19 protein-coding genes are annotated in these 22852 nt (G+C 61.2%); 10 read left to right on the top strand and 9 right to left on the bottom strand.

Features of this window, described 5'->3' with window-relative positions; genetic code table 11:
- Positions 1 to 169 precede the first annotated feature (169 nt).
- Positions 170 to 988 carry a posphoenolpyruvate synthetase regulatory kinase/phosphorylase PpsR gene (gene ppsR / locus L6D81_RS26540; RefSeq protein ID WP_236182570.1) on the top strand — a complete coding sequence of 273 codons (819 nt, stop codon included), beginning with the start codon at positions 170 to 172 and terminating at the stop codon, positions 986 to 988.
- Here the strand turns inward: ppsR and prpD are convergent.
- The 6 genes from prpD to L6D81_RS26510 all read right to left on the bottom strand — a co-directional run bounded on the left by prpD (position 981) and on the right by L6D81_RS26510 (position 9266).
- Positions 981 to 2465, bottom strand: a complete 1485-nt coding sequence (gene prpD / locus L6D81_RS26535; RefSeq protein WP_236182569.1) for a 2-methylcitrate dehydratase — start codon at positions 2463 to 2465, stop codon at positions 981 to 983. The genes ppsR and prpD overlap by 8 nt on opposite strands.
- Before the next feature lie 117 nt (positions 2466 to 2582).
- A complete protein-coding gene (gene prpF / locus L6D81_RS26530; RefSeq protein WP_236182568.1) occupies positions 2583 to 3773 on the bottom strand; it encodes a 2-methylaconitate cis-trans isomerase PrpF in 1191 nt (396 codons plus the stop codon).
- Positions 3774 to 3829: 56 nt separating this feature from the next.
- Positions 3830 to 6424 (bottom strand): Fe/S-dependent 2-methylisocitrate dehydratase AcnD, encoded by a 2595-nt coding sequence (gene acnD, locus L6D81_RS26525; protein ID WP_236182567.1) that lies wholly within the window; start codon positions 6422 to 6424, stop codon positions 3830 to 3832.
- A 61-nt stretch (positions 6425 to 6485) separates the two neighbouring features.
- Positions 6486 to 7613 (bottom strand): bifunctional 2-methylcitrate synthase/citrate synthase, encoded by a 1128-nt coding sequence (gene prpC / locus L6D81_RS26520; protein ID WP_236182566.1) that lies wholly within the window; start codon positions 7611 to 7613, stop codon positions 6486 to 6488.
- A 43-nt stretch (positions 7614 to 7656) separates the two neighbouring features.
- On the bottom strand, positions 7657 to 8547 hold the full coding sequence (gene prpB, locus L6D81_RS26515; protein WP_236182565.1) for a methylisocitrate lyase: 891 nt from the start codon (positions 8545 to 8547) through the stop codon (positions 7657 to 7659).
- Positions 8544 to 9266, bottom strand: coding sequence for a GntR family transcriptional regulator (locus tag L6D81_RS26510; RefSeq protein ID WP_169432611.1), 723 nt, complete (start codon positions 9264 to 9266; stop codon positions 8544 to 8546). Before L6D81_RS26510 ends, prpB begins: the two co-directional genes overlap by 4 nt.
- 299 nt (positions 9267 to 9565) lie before the next feature.
- On the opposite strand from L6D81_RS26510, the gene rloA reads away from it, so the two are divergent.
- The 4 genes from rloA (at position 9566) to pabB (ending at position 14141) form a co-directional block, all read left to right on the top strand.
- A complete protein-coding gene (rloA, locus tag L6D81_RS26505) occupies positions 9566 to 10102 on the top strand; it encodes a retropepsin-like aspartic peptidase RloA (RefSeq protein ID WP_011333239.1) in 537 nt (178 codons plus the stop codon).
- Between the two features lie 5 nt (positions 10103 to 10107).
- Positions 10108 to 11643 (top strand): osmotic stress tolerance membrane protein RloB, encoded by a 1536-nt coding sequence (gene rloB, locus L6D81_RS26500; protein WP_236182564.1) that lies wholly within the window; start codon positions 10108 to 10110, stop codon positions 11641 to 11643.
- On the top strand, positions 11643 to 12629 hold the full coding sequence (locus tag L6D81_RS26495; RefSeq protein WP_236182563.1) for an alpha-L-glutamate ligase-like protein: 987 nt from the start codon (positions 11643 to 11645) through the stop codon (positions 12627 to 12629). The genes rloB and L6D81_RS26495 overlap by 1 nt, the downstream gene beginning before the upstream one ends.
- Positions 12630 to 12797: 168 nt before the next feature.
- Entirely contained in the window at positions 12798 to 14141 is a 1344-nt protein-coding gene (gene pabB, locus L6D81_RS26490; RefSeq protein WP_236182562.1) for an aminodeoxychorismate synthase component I, read from the top strand.
- A gap of 51 nt (positions 14142 to 14192) precedes the next feature.
- On the opposite strand, the gene thrH is transcribed toward pabB, so the two are convergent.
- Positions 14193 to 14810, bottom strand: a complete 618-nt coding sequence (gene thrH, locus L6D81_RS26485; protein WP_236182561.1) for a bifunctional phosphoserine phosphatase/homoserine phosphotransferase ThrH — start codon at positions 14808 to 14810, stop codon at positions 14193 to 14195.
- Positions 14811 to 14972: 162 nt separating this feature from the next.
- On the opposite strand from thrH, the gene L6D81_RS26480 reads away from it, so the two are divergent.
- The 3 genes from L6D81_RS26480 (at position 14973) to L6D81_RS26470 (ending at position 18542) form a co-directional block, all read left to right on the top strand.
- Positions 14973 to 15707: a phosphoadenylyl-sulfate reductase gene (locus tag L6D81_RS26480; RefSeq protein ID WP_236182560.1), complete on the top strand. Its 735-nt coding sequence runs from the start codon at positions 14973 to 14975 to the stop codon at positions 15705 to 15707.
- A 508-nt stretch (positions 15708 to 16215) separates the two neighbouring features.
- Positions 16216 to 17760 carry an NCS1 family nucleobase:cation symporter-1 gene (locus L6D81_RS26475; RefSeq protein WP_236182559.1) on the top strand — a complete coding sequence of 515 codons (1545 nt, stop codon included), beginning with the start codon at positions 16216 to 16218 and terminating at the stop codon, positions 17758 to 17760.
- 53 nt (positions 17761 to 17813) lie between these two features.
- Complete coding sequence (locus L6D81_RS26470; RefSeq protein WP_236182558.1) at positions 17814 to 18542, top strand: aspartate/glutamate racemase family protein; 729 nt, start codon at positions 17814 to 17816, stop codon at positions 18540 to 18542.
- Here the strand turns inward: L6D81_RS26470 and L6D81_RS26465 are convergent.
- Positions 18511 to 19452, bottom strand: a complete 942-nt coding sequence (locus tag L6D81_RS26465; protein ID WP_236182584.1) for a LysR family transcriptional regulator — start codon at positions 19450 to 19452, stop codon at positions 18511 to 18513. The genes L6D81_RS26470 and L6D81_RS26465 overlap by 32 nt on opposite strands.
- 125 nt (positions 19453 to 19577) lie before the next feature.
- On the opposite strand from L6D81_RS26465, the gene L6D81_RS26460 reads away from it, so the two are divergent.
- Complete coding sequence (locus L6D81_RS26460; protein ID WP_236182557.1) at positions 19578 to 20324, top strand: 3-oxoacyl-ACP reductase family protein; 747 nt, start codon at positions 19578 to 19580, stop codon at positions 20322 to 20324.
- Positions 20325 to 20400: 76 nt separating this feature from the next.
- Here the strand turns inward: L6D81_RS26460 and L6D81_RS26455 are convergent, their stop codons facing one another.
- On the bottom strand, positions 20401 to 21096 hold the full coding sequence (locus L6D81_RS26455; protein ID WP_039769963.1) for an HAD-IA family hydrolase: 696 nt from the start codon (positions 21094 to 21096) through the stop codon (positions 20401 to 20403).
- A gap of 249 nt (positions 21097 to 21345) precedes the next feature.
- On the opposite strand from L6D81_RS26455, the gene L6D81_RS26450 reads away from it, so the two are divergent.
- Positions 21346 to 22852: DUF6531 domain-containing protein (locus L6D81_RS26450; RefSeq protein WP_236182556.1), on the top strand; the 1507-nt coding region annotated here is incomplete at its 3' end.

The raw sequence follows: 22852 nt of genomic DNA, 5'->3' as shown, positions 1-22852 counted from the left end.
TCTCTCCACTAACTGTGTTGGAAAAGCTCAGAAACCGGCGGCTCGGGGGAGCATTGGCCGGCTGTATGGCCTGGACCTGGAAAATAAGTGAGAATGCGGGCCAATGGCGGCCGGCAAACCGCGCCTATCATATCCAGAAATGCTCATTAGCTTAAGGCCCAAGGTGCAAATGAAACGATCTGCTTTCTTTATCTCCGATGGCACCGGCATCACCGCCGAAACCCTGGGTCAAAGCCTTCTGGCGCAGTTCGAAAACATTTCCTTCAGCAAATTCACGCGACCGTACATCGACAGCGTTGAAAAAGCGCGGGCCATGGTACAACAAATCGACAAAGCCGCTGAAACCGACGGTTTCCGGCCGATTATCTTCGACACCATCGTCAATCAGGACATCCGTGAGATTCTCGCAACCTCCAATGGTTTCATGATCGACATTTTCTCGACGTTCCTCGCCCCGCTCGAGCAGGAACTGACCGAGCATTCTTCCTACACCGTCGGCAAGTCCCACTCCATCGGCCACAACTCCAATTACATGGAGCGGATCGAGGCGGTGAACTTCGCCCTCGACAACGACGACGGCGCCCGCACCCACTATTACGACAAGGCCGACCTGATACTAGTGGGCGTGTCGCGTTGTGGTAAGACGCCGACGTGTCTGTACATGGCGATGCAATTTGGCATCCGCGCAGCCAACTATCCGCTGACCGAAGACGACATGGAACGCCTGCAACTGCCGGCCGCCCTGCGCGCCCACCAGCACAAGCTGTTCGGCCTGACCATCGACCCGGACCGCCTCACCGCAATCCGCAACGAACGCAAGCCCAACAGCCGTTATTCGAGCTACGCCCAGTGCGAGTTCGAAGTGCGCGAGGTGGAAAACCTGTTCCGCCGCGAGAACATCCCGAACATCAACTCCACGCATTTTTCGGTGGAAGAGATTTCCGCGAAGATCCTCGTGGAGAAAGGCGTCGAGCGGCGCTTCAAATAACCCATAAATCCATAAACCGGTTCACCGGCGTGGCCTCGAGCCGCGCCTGATCCTTGCACAACGCAACAATCTCCCCGCTGCGCTGCCCGGTGAAGCGGGTCGCCAGATTTGCCCTGAATTTGTCCTCAAGCAATGGAATGCCCTCGGCGCGACGCCGGCGATGCCCGATCGGGTACTCCACCACCACGTTTTCCGTGCTCGAACCGTCCTTGAAAAACACCTGCACCGCGTTGGCAATCGAGCGTTTGTCAGCCTCCAGGTATTCGCGGGTGAAGCGCGGATCTTCGACAATGACCATTTTTTCGCGCAGCACATCGATGATCGGATGGGCCTTGTGGAAATCGTCTTCGTACTGCTCGGCCACCAGATTGCCGAACGCCAGCGGCACGGCGGTCATGTACTGAAGGCAGTGATCGCGATCAGCGGCGTTGGCCAGCGGCCCGACCTTGGAAATGATGCGGATCGCCGATTCGTGGGTGGTGATGACGATCCGGTCGATTTCATGCAGTCGGTTGCGCACCTGAGGGTGCAGCGCCACAGCCGCTTCGCAAGCGGTTTGCGCGTGGAATTCGGCGGGGAAGCTGATCTTGAACAGCACGTTTTCCATCACGTAGCTGCCGAACGGCCGCGAGAAGCTGAAGGCGCGCTTGTCTTCCGGCTTGAGCGCCAGATCGTTGTTGGTGTGGCTGAACAAAACGTCGTAAAAGCCCCACTGCCTGGCACTCAAGACGCCGGGAATCCCCATTTCGCCGCGCATCGCGATATCCGCCAGCCGCACGCCCCGGCTCGATGCATCCCCCGCCGCCCAGGATTTGCGCGAACCGGCGTTCGGCGCATGGCGGTACGTGCGCAATGCCTGACCGTCGGCGAACGCATGAGACAACGCCGATAACAGTTGCTCGCGGTTGGCACCCATCAGTTTGGCGGTCACGGCCGTCGAGGCGACTTTCACCAGGATGACGTGGTCGAGGCCTACACGATTGAAGGAGTTTTCCAGGGCGATCACACCTTGAATCTCGTGGGCCATGATCATGGCTTCGAGTACATCGCCCACGGTCAGCGGCGCTTCGCCAATGGCCAGGCGCTTTTGCGACAGGTGATCGGCCACCGCGAGAATCCCGCCGAGGTTGTCCGACGGATGGCCCCACTCAGCGGCGAGCCAGGTGTCGTTGTAATCGAGCCAGCGCACGATGCAGCCGATGTCCCACGCCGCTTTTACCGGGTCGAGGCGATAGGACGTGCCGGGGACCCGAGCGCCGAACGGCACGACGGTACCTTCGACAATCGGGCCGAGGTGCTTGGTGCATTCGGGGAAACGCAGGGCCAGCAGGCCGCAGCCCAGGGTATCCATCAGGCAGTTGCGGGCGGTATCGAAGGCTTCGGGGGATTGGATTTTGCAGGTGAGGACGTAATCGGCGATGTCCTGCAGGACACGGTCGTAGTCGGGGCGGTTGTTCAGGTCGACGTTGGCGCTCATGTTCGATTCACTCTTGAAAGTGGTTCGTTGATGGGACCTCGGCTCAGGGCTGATTTTCTTCTTATTGAACTCCATATTGCGGTGAGAGCGAACAAGCTCGCTCTCACCTGCTGCTCGTTAGAACGAATCTCCAGGCACGCGGACGAAGCCTTCCATGAGGACCCGCGCACTGCGGCTCATGATCGCCTTCTTCACCACCCACTCACCGTTTTCCAGGCGGGCCTCAGCCCCGACGCGCAACGTCCCGGACGGATGTCCGAAGCGCACCGCATTACGCTCGACACCACCAGCCGCCAGGTTCACCAAGGTGCCCGAGATGGCTGCTGCGGTGCCAATCGCCACCGCCGCCGTTCCCATCATCGCGTGGTGCAGCTTGCCCATCGACAGCGCCCGCACGAGCAAATCCACATCCCCGGCGCCAATGGCTTTGCCACTCGACGCCACGTAATCCGCAGGTTTGGCGACAAACGCAACCTTAGGCGTGTGTTGACGCTTGGCCGCTTCATCCAGACTGGAAATCAGCCCCATGCGCAGCGCGCCATAAGCGCGAAGGGTTTCAAACATCTGCAACGCTTTCGGATCGCTGTTGATCGCGCCCTGCAGTTCGGTGCCGGTGTAACCGATGTCTTCGGCGTTGACAAAGATCGTCGGGATACCCGCGTTGATCATGGTCGCCTTGAACGTACCGACGCCCGGCACTTCCAGCTCGTCGATCAGGTTGCCGGTGGGGAACATCGAGCCACCGCCGCCCTCTTCTTCCGCCGCCGGGTCCATGAATTCGACCTGGACTTCGGCAGCCGGGAAGGTCACGCCGTCGAGCTCGAAATCACCGGTTTCCTGGACTTCACCGTTGGTGATCGGCACATGGGCAATGATGGTCTTGCCGATGTTGGCCTGCCACACGCGAACCACCGCCACGCCGTTGTGCGGAATGCGGCTGGCGTCCACCAGACCGTTGCTGATGGCGAACGAACCGACCGCCGCCGACAGGTTGCCGCAGTTGCCGCTCCAGTCCACGAACGGCTTGTCGATCGACACCTGACCGAACAGGTAATCGACGTCGTGATCGGCCTTGATGCTTTTCGACAGGATCACGGTTTTGCTGGTGCTGGACGTGGCGCCGCCCATGCCGTCGATCTGTTTGTCGTAGGGGTCGGGACTGCCGATCACCCGCAGCAACAGCGCATCGCGGGCCGGGCCGGGAATCTGCGCGGCTTCGGGCAGATCCTTGAGGCTGAAAAACACGCCTTTGCTGGTGCCGCCACGCATGTACGTGGCGGGGATTCTGATCTGTGGTGCGTGAGCCATGAGTGCTCCTCAAAAGGGACCAAAGGACTCATCGTCCCTTGGTCGCCTGGCTTGTTTTAAACGGCAACCGCCGACTCTTCGAGGAAGTCCTGGGCGAAGCGCTGCAATACGCCGCCAGCCTCATAGATCGACACTTCTTCGGCGGTGTCGAGGCGGCAGGTCACCGGCACGTCAACGCGTTCGCCGTTCTTGCGGTGGATCACCAGCGTCAGGTCGGCGCGCGGCGTGCGCTCGCCGATCACATCGTAGGTTTCACTGCCGTCGATGCCCAGGGTCTTGCGGTCGGTGCCCGGTTTGAATTCCAGCGGCAACACGCCCATGCCCACCAGGTTGGTGCGGTGAATGCGCTCGAAACCTTCGGCGGCAATCGCTTCCACACCCGCCAGACGCACCCCCTTGGCCGCCCAGTCGCGGGACGAACCCTGACCGTAGTCGGCGCCGGCGATGATGATCAGCGGCTGCTTGCGCTCCATGTAGGTTTCGATGGCTTCCCACATGCGCATGACTTTGCCTTCCGGCTCGACACGCGCCAGCGAGCCCTGTTTGACCTTGCCGTTTTCCACGACCATTTCGTTGAACAGTTTCGGGTTGGCGAAGGTCGCGCGCTGCGCGGTCAGGTGGTCGCCACGGTGGGTCGCGTAAGAGTTGAAGTCCTCTTCCGGCAGGCCCATTTTCGCCAGGTATTCGCCGGCGGCGCTGTCGAGCATGATCGCGTTCGACGGCGACAGGTGATCGGTGGTGATGTTGTCCGGCAGCACCGCCAGCGGGCGCATGCCCTTGAGCGGGCGAGCCCCGGCCAGCGCGCCTTCCCAGTACGGCGGACGGCGGATGTAGGTGCTCATTTCGCGCCAGTCGTACAGCGGCGTGACTTTCGGGCCGGTGTCTTCATGGATGGCGAACATCGGGATGTAGACCTGACGGAACTGCTCGGGCTTGACCGAGGACTTGACCACGGCGTCGATTTCTTCGTCGCTCGGCCAGATGTCTTTCAGGCGGATTTCCTTGCCGTCGACCACGCCCAGCACATCTTTCTCGATATCGAAGCGGATGGTGCCGGCAATCGCGTAGGCCACCACCAGCGGCGGCGAAGCGAGGAACGCTTGCTTGGCGTACGGGTGAATCCGCCCGTCGAAGTTACGGTTACCGGACAGCACAGCGGTCGCGTACAGATCCCGGTCGATGATTTCCTGCTGAATCACCGGATCCAGCGCGCCGGACATGCCGTTGCAGGTGGTGCAGGCGAAAGCAACGACGCCGAAACCAAGTTGCTCCAGCTCCGTGGTCAGCCCCGCTTCATCGAGGTACAGCGCCACGGTTTTCGAGCCCGGCGCCAGCGACGACTTGACCCACGGCTTGCGGGTCAGGCCGAGCTTGTTGGCGTTGCGCGCCAGCAGACCGGCGGCGATCACGTTGCGCGGGTTGCTGGTGTTGGTGCAACTGGTGATGGCAGCGATGATCACCGCGCCGTCGGGCATTTGCCCCGGCACGTCTTCCCACTGGCCGGCGATGCCTTTGGCCGCCAGATCCGACACCGCCACACGGGCGTGCGGGTTGCTCGGGCCGGCCATGTTACGCACCACCGAAGACAGATCGAAGGTCAGGCCGCGCTCGTACTGCGCGCCCTTCAGGCTGTCGGCCCACAGACCGATCTGCTTGGCGTATTGCTCGACCAGTTGCACTTGCTGGTCTTCACGACCGGTGAGTTTCAGGTAGTCGATGGTCTGCTGGTCGATGTAGAACATCGCGGCAGTGGCGCCGTATTCCGGGGCCATGTTGGAGATGGTCGCGCGATCGCCCAGGGTCAGCGCGGAGGCTCCTTCGCCGAAGAACTCCAGCCAGGCGCCGACCACTTTCTGTTTGCGCAGGTATTCGGTCAGCGCCAGCACCATGTCGGTGGCGGTGATGCCCGGCTGCAGCTTGCCGGTCAGTTCGACGCCGACGCTTTCCGGCAGGCGCATCCACGACGCGCGGCCGAGCATCACGCTCTCGGCTTCCAGACCACCGACGCCGATGGCAATCACGCCCAGCGCATCGACGTGCGGGGTGTGGCTGTCGGTGCCGACGCAGGTATCCGGGAACGCCACGCCGTCGCGCACCTGGATCACCGGGGACATTTTCTCCAGGTTGATCTGGTGCATGATGCCGTTGCCCGGCGGGATCACGTCAACGTTCTTGAAGGCCTTTTTGGTCCAGTTGATGAAGTGGAAACGGTCTTCGTTGCGGCGGTCTTCGATGGCGCGGTTCTTCTCGAAGGCCTGCTTGTCAAAACCGCCCGCCTCCACCGCCAGCGAGTGGTCGACGATCAGTTGGGTCGGCACCACCGGGTTGACCTGCGCCGGGTCGCCGCCCTGCTGGGCAATCGCGTCGCGCAGGCCGGCCAGATCCACCAGCGCGGTCTGGCCGAGAATGTCGTGGCACACCACACGCGCCGGGAACCACGGAAAGTCGAGGTCGCGTTTGCGCTCGATCAGTTGTTTCAGGGAATCGGTGAGCGTGGCCGGGTCGCAGCGACGCACGAGGTTTTCCGCCAGCACGCGAGAGGTGTACGGCAGGGTGTCGTAGCTGCCAGGCTGGATCGCATCGACAGCCGCGCGGACGTCGAAAAAGTCCAGCGGCGTGCCAGGCAGGTTCTTGCGAAATTCTGTGTTCATCGGTCAGGACTCGGTCACGGTAATTTCAAAGAGGGGGCGCCTGTGCCGGCGCCCTCCCCGGTCAGCGCTGTTCGATGGGCACGAACTTGCGCTGTTCGACGCCGGTGTACTCGGCGCTTGGACGGATGATGCGGTTGTTGGCGCGCTGTTCGAACACGTGCGCTGCCCAGCCGGTCAGGCGCGAGCAGACGAAGATCGGGGTGAACAGCTTGGTCGGGATGCCCATGAAGTGGTACGCCGAGGCATGGTAGAAGTCGGCGTTGGGGAACAGTTTCTTTTGCTCCCACATGGTCTTGTCGATGGCTTCCGAAACCGCGAACAACACCTTGTCGCCGACTTCGTCAGCGAGTTTTTTCGACCAGCCCTTGATCACCTCGTTGCGCGGATCGCTGTCCTTATAGATCGCGTGGCCGAAGCCCATGATCTTGTCCTTGCGCTCGAGCATGCCGAGGGTGCCCTTGATCGCCTCTTCCGGCGACGAGAAGCGCTCGATCATTTCCATCGCCGCTTCGTTGGCGCCGCCGTGCAGCGGACCGCGCAGCGAGCCGATGGCCGCCGTGACGCAGGAATACAGGTCGGACAGGGTCGACGCACACACCCGAGCGGTGAAGGTCGAGGCGTTGAATTCGTGCTCGGCGTAGAGGATCAGCGACACGTTCATCACCTTGACGTGCAGGTCGCTCGGCTTCTTGTCGTGCAGCAGGTGCAGGAAGTGGCCGCCGATGGACTGCTCGTCAGTCACGCAGTTGATGCGTTTGCCGTCGTGGCTGAAGCGATACCAGTAGCACATGATCGCCGGGAAGGCAGCCAGCAGGCGGTCGGTCTTGTCGCGTTGCTCGGAGAAGTCTTTCTCCGGCTCGATGTTGCCCAGGAACGAACAACCGGTGCGCATCACGTCCATCGGATGGGCGTCGGCGGGGATGCGTTCCAGCACTTCTTTCAGCGCTTGCGGCAGGTCGCGCAGCTTGCTCAGTTTGCCTTGATACTCGGCGAGCTGTGCCTGGGTCGGCAGCTCTCCGTAGAGCAGCAGGTACGCCACTTCTTCAAATTGTGCGTCTGCCGCCAGTTCGCGCACGTCGTAGCCACGATAGGTCAGCCCGGCACCGGCCTGGCCCACGGTGGACAGTGCGGTTTGCCCGGCGACCTGGCCCCGGAGCCCGGCGCCACTGAGTACTTTTGCTTCGGCCATTGTTGTCTCCAATCTTGAATTTATTAGGGAGTACGGTTGCGGCTTACTTCTTCGCCGCAAACAACGCGTCGAGCTTTTGCTCGAAGGTGTGGTAATCGATGCGATCGTAAAGCTCCATGCGAGTCTGCATGGTGTCGATGACATTCTGTTGGGTGCCGTCGCGGCGGATCGCGGTGTAGACGTTTTCCGCCGCCTTGTTCATCGCACGGAACGCCGACAGCGGGTACAGCACCAGCGACACATCTGCTCCCGCAAGCTGCTCGGTGGTGTACAGCGGCGTCGAGCCGAATTCGGTGATGTTGGCCAGGATCGGCGCTTTCACGCGGCTGGCGAACAGCTTGTACATCTCCAGCTCCGTGATGGCTTCCGGGAAGATCATGTCGGCGCCGGCCTCGATGCACGCGGCGGCGCGATCCAGTGCCGATTCCAGACCTTCAACGGCCAATGCGTCGGTGCGGGCCATGATCACGAAGCTGTCGTCGGTGCGGGCATCGACGGCGGCCTTGATGCGGTCGACCATTTCCTGCTGGGTCACGATCTCTTTGTTCGGACGATGGCCGCAGCGCTTGGCGCCGACCTGGTCTTCGATGTGAATCGCCGCCGCGCCGAACTTGATCATCGACTTGACGGTGCGGGCCACATTGAACGCCGAGGCGCCAAAACCGGTGTCCACGTCCACCAGCAGCGGCAGGTCGCAGACGTCGGTGATGCGGCGGACATCGGTCAGCACGTCATCCAGACCGGTGATACCCAGGTCCGGCACGCCGAGGGAGCCGGCAGCCACCCCGCCACCCGACAGGTAGATCGCCTTGAAACCGGCGCGCTTGGCCAGCAGTGCGTGGTTGGCGTTGATCGCCCCGACCACTTGCAGCGGATCTTCGCTGGCGACCGCATCGCGGAAACGCTGGCCTGGAGTGCTCTTGTTGGAACTCATGACTCACCTCGTTCAGTGGCTGTCTTGTTGTCGGCGCCGTCCTGGTAATGACGGGCGATGTTGCGTTTCGAGGCGCCGATGTGACGGCGCATCAACAATTCCGCGAGCTCGCCGTCACGGTCGGCGATGGCATCGAGAATCCGGTGGTGTTCGGCAAAGGCCTGGCGCGGGCGATTGGGTGTGGTGGAAAACTGGATGCGGTACATGCGCACCAGTTGATAGAGCTCGCCGCAGAGCATTTGCGTGAGGGTGCGGTTGCCGCTGCCCTGGATGATCCGGTAGTGAAAGTCGAAATCGCCTTCCTGCTGGTAATAGCCGACGCCGGCCTGAAACGCCGCATCACGCTCGTGGGTTTCCAGCACCCGGCGCAGTTCGTCGATTTCTTCGACGCTCATGCGTTCGGCCGCCAGACGGCAGGCCATGCCTTCGAGGGATTCGCGGATTTCGTAGAGTTCGAGCAATTCGGCGTGGCTCAGCGACACCACCCGCGCACCGACGTGCGGTACGCGCACCAGCAGGCGCTGGCCTTCCAGCCGGTGGATCGCCTCGCGCAGGGGCCCGCGGCTGATGCCGTAGGTGCGCGCCAGTTCCGGCTCGGAGATCTTGCTGCCCGGGGCGATCTCGCCTTTGACGATGGCCGCCTGGATGCGCCGGAAGACGTTTTCCGAGAGCGTCTCGGAATCGTCGCCGCTGATCACCGGGGGATCGAGTTGATCCAGCATATTGTCGACACCTTCAAATCCAATGCGGCAAAAACTAGCGAATCAGCCCGTATCAGTCAAAGGATAAATAAGGATTGTCGACAATCGTCTAATAAGCCTTTGTAACAGCCCCAAGGGTTATAGACCGGTCCCGGCGCTGGCGCCATAAAAACACCGTGCTAGAATGCCGCCCGCATTTGCGAGTCATTTGCACGGCTTGTCATAAAAAGCTGATAGGCACACGAAGGCGATGGGCAGACAGGGTTTCCTGATGCCATGGCCCTGAACCGAGAACGGAACGCTGCTCGCCAGGATTTATGAGACTCAAGCCCTTCCCCACATTCTTTGCACTGTTTTGCCTGCCCGGCCTCGCTGCGGCGGGGGAAAAGACCGTGTACGGCCTCAACGAATACGCAGCCCTCGACGGGATCAACCTGGAAGTGGCGGCGAAACTCGACACCGGGGCGAAAACCGCCTCTCTGAGTGCCCGCGACATCAAACGCTTCAAACGCAACGGCGAGTCCTGGGTGCGTTTCTACCTGGCCATCGACGCCGCGCATTCGCACCCGATCGAACGGCCGCTGGCCCGGGTCAGCAAGATCAAGCGCCGCGCCGGCGACTACGACCCGGAAGAAGGCAAGAAGTACACCGCGCGCCCGGTAATCGAGCTGGACATCTGCATGGGTTCGGCGATGCGCAGCATCGAAGTGAACCTGACCGACCGTAGTGCGTTCCAATACCCGCTTTTGATCGGCTCCGAGGCGCTGAAACGCTTCGATGCGCTGGTCGATCCCAGTCTTAAATACGCTGCCGGCAAACCTGCCTGCGCCATCGCCGCTCATACCGCCGAGTAATTTCCATGCGTTCTCTAACCTTCCACCTGAAAGTCCTGATCACCATCCTGGTGTTGTTGGGCGTTTCGGTTACGGCCTATCAGATTTTCGTGCTCGGCATCCCGGTGACCGAAGACGCCACCGACGACTTGTGGAACATCGACGCCAAGGTCGAGTTCGTCGCCAGCTCCAAGGATCCGGTGAAGATCCAGATGTTCGTGCCGCCCCTGAGCCGCGATTACGTCAGCCTCAATGAAAGCTTCATCTCCAATAACTACGGCGTGGCGGTCAACCGCGTCGACGGCAACCGCAAGGTCACCTGGTCGGCGCGCCGGGCCAAGGGCAATCAGACTCTTTATTACCGGCTGGTGCTGACCAAGCGTTACACCGCCGAGAAAACCAAGGTCAAAGGCCCGACGTTCCGCGACAGCATGGCCGTCGAAGGCCCGGAAAAGATCGCCGCCGAAGCCTTGCTCGCGCCGATCCGTCAGCACTCGGCCGACGTCGAGACCTTCATCGGCGAAGCGATCAAACGTGTCAACAACGTCAACGACGACAACGTCAAACTGTTGCTGGCCGGCGATCCGTCGACACCGCACAAAGCCAAAATCGTTGAACTGCTGCTGTCCATCGCTCACGTGCCGGTGGAGAAAGTCCACACCATCCGCCTCGTCGCCGATCAGCCGCAAACCCCGGAACTCTGGCTACGCAGCTTCAACGGCACCGACTGGCTGTACTTCAACCCGGACACCGGCGAGCAAGGCCTGCCGACCGACCGCCTGCTGTGGTGGAGCGGTGACGAGAACCTGATCACCGTTGACGGCGGCAAGAAAGCCAACGTGACCTTCAGCCTGAACAACAGTGAGATGAACGCGATTCGTCTGGCCAAGCTGACCGACGAAAACACCGACGCCAACTTCCTCGAGTACTCGCTGTACGGCCTGCCGCTGCAAACCCAGCAGACGTTCATGATCATGGTGATGATCCCGATCGGCGTGCTGGTGATCCTGATCCTGCGCAACCTGATCGGCCTGCAGACCCTCGGCACCTTTACACCGGTGCTGATCGCCCTGGCCTTCCGCGAAACCCAGCTGGGCTTCGGCATCCTGCTGTTTACCGTGATCACCGCGCTCGGGTTATCGCTGCGTTCGTATCTGGAACACTTGAAGCTGCAAATGCTGCCGCGCCTGTCGGTGGTGCTGACGTTCGTGGTGGTGCTGATCGCGGCGATCAGTCTGTTCAGTCACAAGCTGGGGCTGGAGCGCGGCCTGTCGGTGGCGCTGTTCCCGATGGTGATTCTGACCATGACCATCGAACGCCTGTCGATCACCTGGGAAGAACGCGGCGCCAGCCATGCCATGAAAGTGGCGATCGGCACTTTGTTCGCGGCGTCCCTGGCGCACCTGATCATGACCGTTCCGGAGATGGTGTACTTCGTGTTCACCTTCCCGGCGATCCTGCTGATTCTGGTGGGCTTCATGCTGGCGATGGGTCGCTATCGCGGTTATCGGCTGACCGAGCTGGTGCGTTTCAAGGCTTTCCTGAAGAAGGCTGACGCCTGATGTTCGGTTTCTGGAAGACCTGGAAGGCCCTGGAAGCGCGGGGCATCATGGGCATCAATCGGCGAAATGCCGACTACGTGCTCAAGTACAACAAGCGCAGCCTGTACCCGATCGTCGATGACAAGATCATCACCAAGGAACGCGCGATCAAGGCCGGCATTCACGTGCCGGAACTGTATGGCGTGATTTCCACGGAGAAGGAAATCGACAAGCTCGGCCAGATCATCGGCGGGCACAACGACTTCGTGATCAAGCCGGCCCAGGGCGCCGGCGGTGACGGCATCATCGTGATCGCCGACCGTTTCGAGGGCCGCTATCGCACGGTGTCGGGCAAGATCCTCGCCCATGAAGAGCTGGAGCACCATATCTCCAGCATCCTCACCGGCCTGTATTCGCTGGGCGGGCACCGCGACCGGGCGCTGATCGAATATCGGGTGACCCCGGACCAGATCTTCAAGAGCATCAGCTACGAAGGCGTGCCGGACATCCGCATCATCGTGCTGATGGGTTACCCGGTGATGGCGATGCTGCGTTTGCCGACCCGCCAGTCCGGCGGCAAGGCCAACCTGCACCAGGGCGCCATCGGCGTCGGTGTCGATCTGGCCACCGGCCTGACCCTGCGCGGCACCTGGCTGAACAACATCATCACCAAACACCCGGACACCACCAACGCGGTGGACGGCGTGCAACTGCCCTACTGGGACGGGTTCATGAAGCTCGCCGCCGGCTGCTATGAGCTGTGTGGCCTGGGTTACATCGGCGTGGACATGGTGCTGGACCAGGAGAAAGGCCCACTGATTCTGGAGCTGAATGCGCGACCGGGGCTGAATATCCAGATCGCCAACGATTGCGGGCTGACGTTGCGCACCCATGCGGTGGAAGCGCATCTGGAAGAGCTCAAGGCGCGTGGTGTGACGGAGTCGGTTGAAGAGCGGGTGGCGTTTGCCCAGGAATTGTTCGGGCATATTCCGGCGGTCGAGGGCTGATACCACGAGGATCGATTTCATGATCGTTCCCACGCAGACGGTTCGACGCGGGAATGATCAAGCGTGATACCTGCCGCCAATCTGCCAATCCCCGACATCCCCTCTAGGAGCAATTCCCGGAGGGGACTACAATCCCCACCCCGCCTCGATGGCCGATCTGCCCCGCCCATGTTGACCTGTTCCGTACACCCGCTGCCCTACCGCGCCAACCCCGCCGACTATTTTGCGGCCGTCCGCCATGCGCCCGGCGCCGTGCTGCTCGACAGTGGCCGGCCGAGTGCCGACCGTGGCCGTTATGACCTGCTCAGCGCCTGGCCGCTGGAACAACTGGCGGTATTGCCGGACGAACGCGGCGACAGTTTCCTGCAACGCCTGCGAGACACTCTGACGCGGTTGGGCGAAGCACAATTGCCTGACGGGTACGAATTGCCTTTCGCCGGCGGCCTGATCGGTTATCTGAGCTATGACTTCGGCCGGCATCTGGAAAATCTGCCGAGCCAGGCCCGGGATGACCTGCAACTGCCTGATGCGCGTTTTGGTCTGTACGACTGGGCCTTGATCAGCGATCACCAATCGGCCACCAGCCAACTGGTGTTTCACCCGTCGGTCAGCCCCCGGGAGAAACAGCGCTTGGTCAATGTATTCAGCCAACCGGCAGGCAGCGAATTGATCCCGTTCAGGCTGAACAGTCCCATGGCGGCTGATCTTTCGGCCGATGAATACCGCCAAGCCTTCGAACGTATCCAGCATTACATCCAGGCCGGCGACTGCTATCAGGTCAACTTCGCCCAGCGATTCCGAGCGCCGTGCCAGGGCGATCCATGGCTGGCCTACTGCAAGTTGCGCGAAGCCTGCCCGACACCGTTTTCCGGGTTCCAGAGCCTGCCTGACGGCAACGCGGTGCTGAGCCTGTCGCCCGAGCGTTTCGTCAAAGTCAGCCAGCGTCAAGTGGAAACCCGCCCGATCAAGGGCACCCGCCCCCGTGGCGCGACCCCGGCCGAAGATGCGGCGAACGCCGCCGAACTGCTGGCCAGCCCCAAGGATCGTGCGGAAAACCTGATGATCGTCGACCTGCTGCGCAACGATCTGGGCCGTACCTGCCGCATCGGCTCGGTGCGGGTACCGGAGCTGTTCAGCCTGGAAAGCTATCCGAACGTGCATCACCTGGTCAGCAGCGTGACCGGTGAACTGGCGGAAAATCGCGACGCCCTGGACCTGATCGCCGGTAGCTTCCCCGGCGGCTCGATCACTGGCGCACCGAAGATTCGTGCGATGCAGATCATCGACGAACTGGAACCGACCCGACGCGGGTTGTATTGCGGTTCGTTGCTGTATCTGGACGTGCGCGGCGAGATGGACAGCTCTATCGCGATCCGCAGTCTACTGGTGAAGGATGGGCAGGTGTGCTGCTGGGGCGGTGGCGGGATCGTCGCCGATTCAGATTGGGAAGCGGAGTATCAGGAGTCGATCACCAAGGTCAGAGTCCTGCTGGAAACCCTGCAGAGCCTCTGACTAGAGCACTTGATCGTTCCCGCGCTCCGCGTGGGAACGATCATCAGGCGGCTAAAGGGATAAGTCGCGGTTCGAGGCTTTGAGGAATGCCTGCTTCAACTCGGCAAACGTATGCACCGCCGGAAACTGCGGAAACTCCCGAATCACGTTATCCGGCGCATGAAACAGAATCCCCGCATCCGCCTCGCCCAGCATGCTGGTGTCGTTGTAGGAATCCCCCGCCGCAATCACCCGGTAATACAGGCTCTTGAAGGCCAGGACGGACTGACGTTTCGGATCTTTCTGACGCAACTGATAGCTGGTCACCCGACCGCTGTCGTCCGTGATCAGACGGTGGCAGAGCAACGTCGGAAAGCCCAGCTGACGCATCAGCGGCTGGGAAAACTCGTAGAACGTGTCCGATAGAATCACCACCTGGAACCGCTCGCGCAGCCAGTTGACGAACTCCACCGCACCGTCCAGCGGTTTGAGGGTGGCGATCACTTCCTGAATGTCCGAAAGCTTCAGGCCATGCTCGTCGAGGATACGCAGGCGCTGTTTCATCAGCACGTCGTAGTCGGGAATGTCCCGGGTGGTGGCCTTGAGCGATTCGATTCCGGTTTTTTCGGCGAAGGCGATCCAGATTTCCGGTACCAGCACCCCTTCAAGATCAAGACAGGCAATTTCCACAGGACACTCCATTTGTAATGTTTATTGAGCCGAGCGAGCCCGAACTCTAGCGGCTCGATCTGGAGCGCGCAACGCAGAGGCTGCCCCGGCGCGCGTTGCTTTTTGTTAACATCGCCGCCATATAGAGCGCCCAGCGCCACCGACCTGTAGGAAGCCGCCCTGATGAGCCCAACGTTCGACGTCGTGGAACTCGCCACGACCCATGCCAACAAATCCGCGCAGGACATCCTCAAGCTCGCGTTCGCCGAGTTCGGCGATGACCTGTGGATATCTTTCAGCGGCGCCGAGGATGTGGTGCTGGTGGACATGGCCTGGAAGCTGAACAAGAACGTCAAGGTGTTCAGTCTCGACACCGGCCGCCTGCATCCGGAAACCTACCGGTTCATCGATCAGGTGCGCGAGCACTACAAGATCGACATCGAACTGGTCTCGCCGGACTACACGAAACTTGAACCCTTCGTGAAGGAAAAAGGCCTGTTCAGCTTCTACAAGGACGGTCATGGCGAATGCTGCGGGATCCGCAAGATCGAGCCGCTGCGCCGCAAGCTCTCCGACGTGAAGGCCTGGGCCACCGGCCAGCGCCGCGACCAAAGCCCAGGCACCCGCAGCGCCGTCGCGGTGATGGAAATCGATACAGCGTTCTCCACTCCGGAGCGCACCCTGTACAAATTCAACCCACTGGCGCAGATGACCAGCGAGGAAATCTGGGGCTACATCCGCATGCTGGAGCTGCCGTACAACAGCCTGCATGAGCGCGGTTTCATCAGCATCGGCTGCGAACCCTGCACCCGCCCTGTCCTGCCAAACCAGCACGAACGTGAAGGTCGCTGGTGGTGGGAAGAAGCGACCCAGAAAGAATGCGGGTTGCATGCCGGGAACATCATCAGCAAGGCATAAATTCCCGGCCCGATGATACGACTGTGGGAGCCAGTCAGCTCCCACAGTGTTCTATACCCGCCTTAAAAATGTGTACACACGAATGTCACCATCGGTGCCATTTATGTGTGCACTTTTCATTTCTGCGCCCTGAAAAGTTACATCGCGCTCCCGAAGCGGTCCTTCCCCGCGCCAGCCAAAATCCCGGCAGAAAAATAAATACCTGTTCAAACGGTCAATTTATATCGCCGGCATTTCAATGACTTGGCGAACATCAATAACTTTTCGAAATCAGCGGTGGTTTTCATAGATCGCCGGCTGGCACAGATCTGGCTTTAGTGCATACATGTTTTGTATACAAAACCGCAAAACATGAACCCACACTTTCGATCCGCAAGCCTGAAGCGCCCTATCCCGTACAGGCTGCAGATGCCCCTAACCTGTGATGTTTCACCGCCGCGACGAAGATCTGCCGAGCCCGAACGCTCATGCACAGTCATCGCGGCCCGAACATCAGGAGCCTGCCGGAATGCGTACGAGTCTCTCCAATAACAACATCGCGCTGAATCTGCCCGCCTCTTCAACCCTCGATCACACCGTGCCCGGTGATGGGATCGTCGAACCGCTGCAACTGAGCCCGCGTCTGCACAACAGCGACCTCGCGCCGACCAGGGTCGAGGGACGACGCTGGGGCAAATACAGCATCTTTGCCCTGTGGACCAACGATGTGCACAACATCGCCAACTATTCGTTTGCCATCGGTCTGTACGCCTTGGGCCTGGGCGGCTGGCAGATTCTGCTGTCGCTGGGGATCGGCGCGGCGCTGGTGTACTTCTTCATGAACCTGTCCGGTTACATGGGGCAGAAGACCGGGGTACCGTTTCCGGTGATCAGCCGGATCAGTTTCGGCATCCACGGGGCGCAGATTCCTGCATTGATCCGGGCGGTGATCGCCATCGCCTGGTTCGGGGTTCAGACGTACCTGGCGTCGGTGGTATTGCGCGTGTTGCTCACGGCGATCCATCCCGGTTTCGCCGACTATGACCACGACTCGATCCTCGGTCTGTCGAGCCTGGGCTGGGTGTGCTTCGTGGCGATCTGGTTCGTGCAGCTGGCGATCCTGGCCTACGGCATGGAAATGGTTCGCCGCTACGAAGCTTTCGCCGGGCCGGTGATTCTGCTGACCGTCGCCTGCCTTGCCGCCTGGATGTACACCCAGGCCAACGCCACCATCGCGTGGTCGATTCGTGAGCCGCTGAGCGGCGGCGAGATGTGGCGCAACATTTTTGCCGGCGGCGCCTTGTGGCTGGCGATCTACGGCACACTGATCCTCAACTTCTGCGACTTCGCGCGCTCTTCGCCGTGCCGTAAAACCATCAAGGTCGGAAACTTCTGGGGCCTGCCGGTGAATATTCTGGTGTTCGCCGGGATCACTGTCCTGCTGTGCGGAGCGCAATTTCAGATCAACGGCCGGATCATCGAAAGCCCGACCGAGATCATTGCCTCGATCCCCAATACATTCTTTCTGGTGCTCGGCTGCCTGGCGTTCCTGATCGTCACCGTGGCGGTGAACATCATGGCCAACTTCGTCGCGCCGGCCTTCGTGCTGAGCAACCTGGCGCCGAAGTACCTGACCTTCCGCCGTGCCGGACTGATCAGCGCAACGATTGCCGTGCTGATCCTGCCGTGGAACCTCTACAACAGCCCGCTGGTGATCGTGTATTTCCTGTCCGGCCTCGGCGCCCTTCTTGGCCCGCTGTACGGCGTGATCATGGTCGACTACTGGCTGATCCGCAAAGGCCGGATCCACGTGCCGCAGTTGTACAGCGAAAACCCCAACGGCGCTTATTACTACAGCCGCGGGGTCAATCTGCGGGCCGTGGCGGCCTTCATTCCGGCCGCACTGATCGCCATCGTTCTGGCTCTGGTGCCGGGCTTCCACAGCGTCTCGCCCTTCTCCTGGCTGATCGGTGCCGGCATTGCCGGGATGCTCTACTTGATCATCGCCAAACGCCAGCCGCACTACGCCAACGTGGACGGTGAAGCCATCGCCGTCGACAACGTCAGCCACTGAATCTTGGCGGCCCTTTCGCGGGGCCGCAGAACCAACCGTTATAAGGACTTCCCATGCGTATTCTCGTGGTCAACGTCAACACCACCAAATCCATCACCCAGGCCATCGCCCGTTCGGCGCAGGCTGTCGCGTCCCCCGGCACCGAAATCGTCGGCCTGACGCCGCACTTTGGCGCTGACTCAGTTGAAGGTAATTTCGAAAGTTATCTGGCCGCCATTGCCGTGATGGACCGGGTGATGTCCTACGACCAGCCATTCGACGCGGTGATCCAGGCCGGTTATGGCGAGCACGGTCGCGAAGGTTTACAGGAATTGCTCAACGTGCCGGTGGTGGACATCACCGACGCGGCGGCCAGCACCGCGATGTTTCTCGGCCACGCCTATTCGGTGGTGACCACACTGGATCGCACCGTGCCACTGATCGAGGATCGGCTGAAATTGTCCGGCCTGTGGGATCGCTGCGCCTCGGTGCGGGCCAGTGGTCTGGCGGTTCTGGAGCTGGAGCACGAGCCGCAACGGGCGCTGGAAGCGATCGTGCATCAGGCGGAACTGGCAGTGACGCAGGATAAAGCCGAAGTGATTTGCCTGGGTTGCGGCGGCATGGCCGGGCTCGACGAGAAGATCCGTCAGCGCACCGGAGTGCCGGTGGTGGATGGCGTCACGGCGGCCGTGACCATCGCCGAATCGCTGGTGCGACTGGGCCTGTCGACCTCCAAGGTACGCACGTACGCGACGCCACGGCCGAAAACCATCATCGGCTGGCCAGCACGTTTTGCGCGTTGAACCGTTCGGCGAGGCCCAGGGTTGAAAACTGCTCGATGACAAAATCAACGAATGCCCGGGTCTTGCCCGGCAACAATTTGTGTTCGGCGTAATAAATGGAGATGTTGCCGTCGTCGACGTACCAGTCCGGCAAGACCCGCTGCAACGTCCCCGCCTCAAGATAGCCGACGGCAAACGGCATGCTCACCAACGCAATCCCCAGCCCCTGCGCCGCCGTGGCGCAGGCGGCTTCGGAATCGCTCATGGTCATTCGTGCCTTGAGGGTCAGCGGGCTGTGTTGTCGGGTTCGGTGCGTCAACTGCCAGGAGCGCACGCGTCCGGTTTGCGGTGAGCGGATCAGGATGCCCTCGTGCAGCGTGAGGTCGTCCGGTTCACTGATCGGCGCGTACCGATCCAGATAATCCGCAGAAGCCACCAATACCCGATGCGCCGGCGTCAGCCTGCGCGCCACCACGCCTTGGGGCAGTTCGAAGCCACCGCCAATCGCCGCATCGAAACCCTGTCCGATCAGATCGACCTGCCGGTTATCGAAGTGCCAGTCCGGGTTGATCGCCGGAAACCTTTTCAGGAATTCCCCCAGCAACGGCACGATGTACAAGCGGCCAAACACCGTGCCCATGCTGACTTTCAGCGTGCCGGCCGGTTGGCCACCAGCGCTGGCCAGATTGTTCACCGCGTTCTGGATGGTGATCAGGCTGCCGCTGACCTCACTCAGAAACAATTGCCCCGCTTCCGTCAGGGTCAACCGACGAGTGCTACGCTGGAACAGCCTCACGCCGAGGCGCGCTTCCAGTTTCGCCACGCTTTTGCCCACGGCGGCCGGTGTCAGGCTCAGGCGTCGCGCGGCCTCGGCAAAGCTGCCGACTTCGGCGCTGCGAACGAAGCATTCGATACTGCTGAAGGTTTCCATGGCGGCCATTCTAAACTTTTGGTTTACACAGACTATAGCAACCACGGTCTACCCGCTTATTGGCGAGGGGCAGATACTCGACACCACACCAAGGCAGCCTGCCTTGAAACTTCTGGAGATCGAACATGACCACTCAACACCTCAGCGGTAAAGTCGCTCTGATTCAAGGCGGCTCTCGCGGCATCGGTGCCGCCATCGTCAAACGCCTGGCCGCTGAAGGCGCCGCGGTTGCCTTTACTTACGTCAGCTCGGCTGCCAAGGCTGAAGAACTGCAAAACAGCATCACGGCTACCGGCGGCAAAGCCCTGGCGATCAAGGCTGACAGCGCCGACGCCAGTGCCATCCGCCACGCCGTAAGCGCCACTGTCGAATCCTTTGGCCGCCTCGACATTCTGGTCAACAACGCCGGTGTGCTGGCCGTCGCCCCGCTGGAAGATTTCAAACTGGAAGACTTCGACCAGACCCTGGCAATCAACGTGCGCAGCGTGTTCATCGCCAGCCAGGAAGCCGCCAGACACATGGGCGAAGGCTCGCGCATCATCAACATCGGCAGCACCAACGCCGACCGCATGCCCTTCGCCGGTGGCGGCGTGTATGCGATGAGCAAGTCCGCGCTGGTGGGCCTGACCAAAGGCCTGGCCCGCGACCTCGGCCCACGCGGTATCACCATCAACAACGTGCAGCCCGGCCCGGTCGATACCGACATGAACCCGGCCCACGGCGAGTTCGCCGACAGCCTGATTCCGCTGATGGCCGTCGGCCGTTACGGCACGGCCGAGGAAATCGCCAGCTTCGTCGCCTACCTCGCAAGCCCGGAGGCCGGTTATATCACCGGGGCCAGCCTGACCATCGACGGTGGTTTCGGCGCCTGATTGATCAGGTTGTCGATAACGAAAAACGCCACCCCTCCTTTAACAGAGGGGCGGCGTTTTCATGTCGGCGGTTTGATCAGGCCCAGTCCAGCGCCGGCAAGCCGCACGCACTCGGCGTGAACGCTTTCAACGTACGAAGAATCCCGTCGGCGTGTGCGTATTTTTCATCGGCCATGGCGGCATCGGGAATCGCGATGGCGGTCATGCCGGCTGCTTTCGCCGCTGTCACGCCGAATGGCGAATCTTCGAACACCAGACAATCTTCCGGCGCTACACCCAGGCGGCGCGCGGCGGTGAGGAAGATGTCCGGTGCCGGTTTGGCCGCGCCGACTTCCGGGTCGTCCGCCGTGACGATGAAGTCGAACAGCGCGAACCAGTCGCGGTGCAACGTGGTTTTCTGACCGAACGACTGACGCGATGAACTGGTGCCGACGGCAATCGGAATGTTGTGCGCCTTGAGGTGGCGGATCAGTTCCTCGGCGCCCGGCATCGCTTGCGCGGTGGGAAAACGCTCGCGCATCAGCGGTTCGCGAATCACCAGAAACTCTTCGGCGGTGATCGGCAAATCCAGCGCTTCGACGACATACCGGGCCAGATCGCCGGCGCCACGCCCGATGATGTTCTGCTTGATGCTCCAGTCGAAGGTGCGCCCGTAACGCGCGGCAATCAGCGAGGTAACCTCGGTATAGATGCCCTCGGTGTCCAGCAGCAAACCGTCCATGTCGAAAATCACGGCCTTGATCGGGCCGAACGCCTTCAGCGGTGCATTCATCATCGGATCCGTTATCAAAGACATCCCAGGCGGCGTGTGTAGCGCCGCTGCTCGGATCTGATTAAAGGGTTCAGCAGCATAACGAGCGCGGTTGAGGTTGAGCAACGGGCAATGTTGGTTGTCCGCTGAACACCCTCCCGCACATTTAGAGAATCGCCCTACAGACATCGCCTACTCGGCTGACTTCTTTCCTGTTTGATCCCCCGCACAGTTTCGCGCCATCCCCCTGATGCGCACGAGTGACTGCGAATGCTTCCATCCGACCAACTCCTGAAACTGAACAACAGCATTGGTTTGCTGGTGGTCGCTGCGCTGAACCCTGATCAGCCCGACGTCGAAAAGCTGATTCGTGAATTTCGCCTCTGCCTCAACCACTATGACGCCTGGGCCGAGCAGTTCTGGACGGGCACCGCATTGAGTGTCGAGCAGGTGTTCCAGGTCGGCAACGATGTTCGACTCAGTGCACCGGTTGGCAGCCGCAAACCCATCAGCTCCTCCGTGGTCATGTGCCCCGCCACCGGCCCCCTGACGCTGGTGCACATGTTCGAAGCCGCGCGCTTCGTGCCGATCGGCGATACGCCGGTGATTCTTGAACCGGTCATTTCCGATGTCGACGGCGTTTTGGGGTTCGGCGATCCACTGCGTTACACCATCGGCCCCAGCGGCATTCTCAAGGTCGACGATTGCGACCGGGGCCAGCGTTATCGCATCACCTTCTTTCCCGATGTTTCTACCGCGCATGTCCAGGCGTTGTATGCCTCGTATCAGGGTCTTCTTGAGGGTCTGGAAGGCTGGTTGCGTGAGGAATGGAAAGGGTTTCAACCGCAGTGGACGGCGTTTTCCAGCGCCGGTTTCACCGAGCGTTACGGGCAGCTGCAACGGGCTGACTGGCACGGTTTCGAAACAGCGCTGAACGGTGTCTGGGCCGACGTGAAGCAGTTGTTTGCCCTGCTTGCAGACTTGCAGGCCAACAGCGAAAAACTTCTGCAGTACCTGTCCAGCACTGAACTGGAGGCCTTGCTCCAGGCGTCCACCGAAGCCATCGCCAACGGCCTGCTGATGCTCAGCGATGAGCCGTTGCTGTTCATTTATCTGGCGGCCTTTACCAGTTGGCTGAAGATGCTGCCGCCACAGTATCTGGCCGAGGTGGTGGCCGAAGTTCGCGCCGAGCTGCTGATCAGTTTTCTGTTGATGTGTGTGTCGGGTGGCATGGGTGTGCCGCTGCGGTTGAGCACCCAGGTACTGGGCAAGATCAAGTCGCCACGAGCCCGGGAATGGCTGGCGGCTTCGGCGCTGCGGCTGGCGGAGCTGACCTCCGCGCCTGATCTGACCCGGCATGCGAGCGCATTGAAACCGCTGATGGTCAATGCAGGTCCGGCACCGTTGCGGCCGACACCGGCTATTCCGCTGGAGGTTCGCACGGCCGATTCGCTGGTGCTGACAGTGCCCAATCCAGCGGCCATTTCCCGTGACAAGTCCCACGGCATGACGCGAATGGAACGGCATGAGCCTCGGGATGAGGCTTCGGATCAGGCGAAAAATCCTAACGGTGACAGCGTCGATTGTGCGCCGAGGACCTGCACCAACGGCTGTCCGGTGTCGATGGTCACCGGCGAAGAATTGCTGACGCTGACTGACGGCGTGCTCGACGGGCTGCTGCCGTTCGAGTTCACTCGGTTGTACCGCAGCAGTGCCGCCGAGATCGATGTCGGGTTGGGGTTCGGCTGGAGCCATTCGCTGGCGCATCGGCTGGAGG

The organism is Pseudomonas sputi (assembly GCF_021603585.1).
Lineage (GTDB): Bacteria > Pseudomonadota > Gammaproteobacteria > Pseudomonadales > Pseudomonadaceae > Aquipseudomonas > Aquipseudomonas sputi.
Note: the sequence above shows the minus strand (reverse complement) of the source record. Positions and strands in the feature narration are given on the sequence as shown.

What these genes read in the sequence shown, in the direction of transcription:
- L6D81_RS26455 (WP_039769963.1), bottom strand. Translation starts at nt 21,096, where the DNA reads ATGAATGCACCGCTGAAGGCGTTCGGCCCGATCAAGGCCGTGATTTTC.
- rloB (WP_236182564.1), top strand. Translation starts at nt 10,108, where the DNA reads ATGCGTTCTCTAACCTTCCACCTGAAAGTCCTGATCACCATCCTGGTG.
- L6D81_RS26465 (WP_236182584.1), bottom strand. Translation starts at nt 19,452, where the DNA reads ATGGAAACCTTCAGCAGTATCGAATGCTTCGTTCGCAGCGCCGAAGTC.
- pabB (WP_236182562.1), top strand. Translation starts at nt 12,798, where the DNA reads ATGTTGACCTGTTCCGTACACCCGCTGCCCTACCGCGCCAACCCCGCC.
- rloA (WP_011333239.1), top strand. Translation starts at nt 9,566, where the DNA reads ATGAGACTCAAGCCCTTCCCCACATTCTTTGCACTGTTTTGCCTGCCC.
- L6D81_RS26475 (WP_236182559.1), top strand. Translation starts at nt 16,216, where the DNA reads ATGCGTACGAGTCTCTCCAATAACAACATCGCGCTGAATCTGCCCGCC.
- L6D81_RS26470 (WP_236182558.1), top strand. Translation starts at nt 17,814, where the DNA reads ATGCGTATTCTCGTGGTCAACGTCAACACCACCAAATCCATCACCCAG.
- L6D81_RS26480 (WP_236182560.1), top strand. Translation starts at nt 14,973, where the DNA reads ATGAGCCCAACGTTCGACGTCGTGGAACTCGCCACGACCCATGCCAAC.
- acnD (WP_236182567.1), bottom strand. Translation starts at nt 6,424, where the DNA reads ATGAACACAGAATTTCGCAAGAACCTGCCTGGCACGCCGCTGGACTTT.
- prpD (WP_236182569.1), bottom strand. Translation starts at nt 2,465, where the DNA reads ATGAGCGCCAACGTCGACCTGAACAACCGCCCCGACTACGACCGTGTC.
- prpF (WP_236182568.1), bottom strand. Translation starts at nt 3,773, where the DNA reads ATGGCTCACGCACCACAGATCAGAATCCCCGCCACGTACATGCGTGGC.
- L6D81_RS26460 (WP_236182557.1), top strand. Translation starts at nt 19,578, where the DNA reads ATGACCACTCAACACCTCAGCGGTAAAGTCGCTCTGATTCAAGGCGGC.
- ppsR (WP_236182570.1), top strand. Translation starts at nt 170, where the DNA reads ATGAAACGATCTGCTTTCTTTATCTCCGATGGCACCGGCATCACCGCC.
- prpB (WP_236182565.1), bottom strand. Translation starts at nt 8,547, where the DNA reads ATGAGTTCCAACAAGAGCACTCCAGGCCAGCGTTTCCGCGATGCGGTC.
- L6D81_RS26495 (WP_236182563.1), top strand. Translation starts at nt 11,643, where the DNA reads ATGTTCGGTTTCTGGAAGACCTGGAAGGCCCTGGAAGCGCGGGGCATC.
- prpC (WP_236182566.1), bottom strand. Translation starts at nt 7,613, where the DNA reads ATGGCCGAAGCAAAAGTACTCAGTGGCGCCGGGCTCCGGGGCCAGGTC.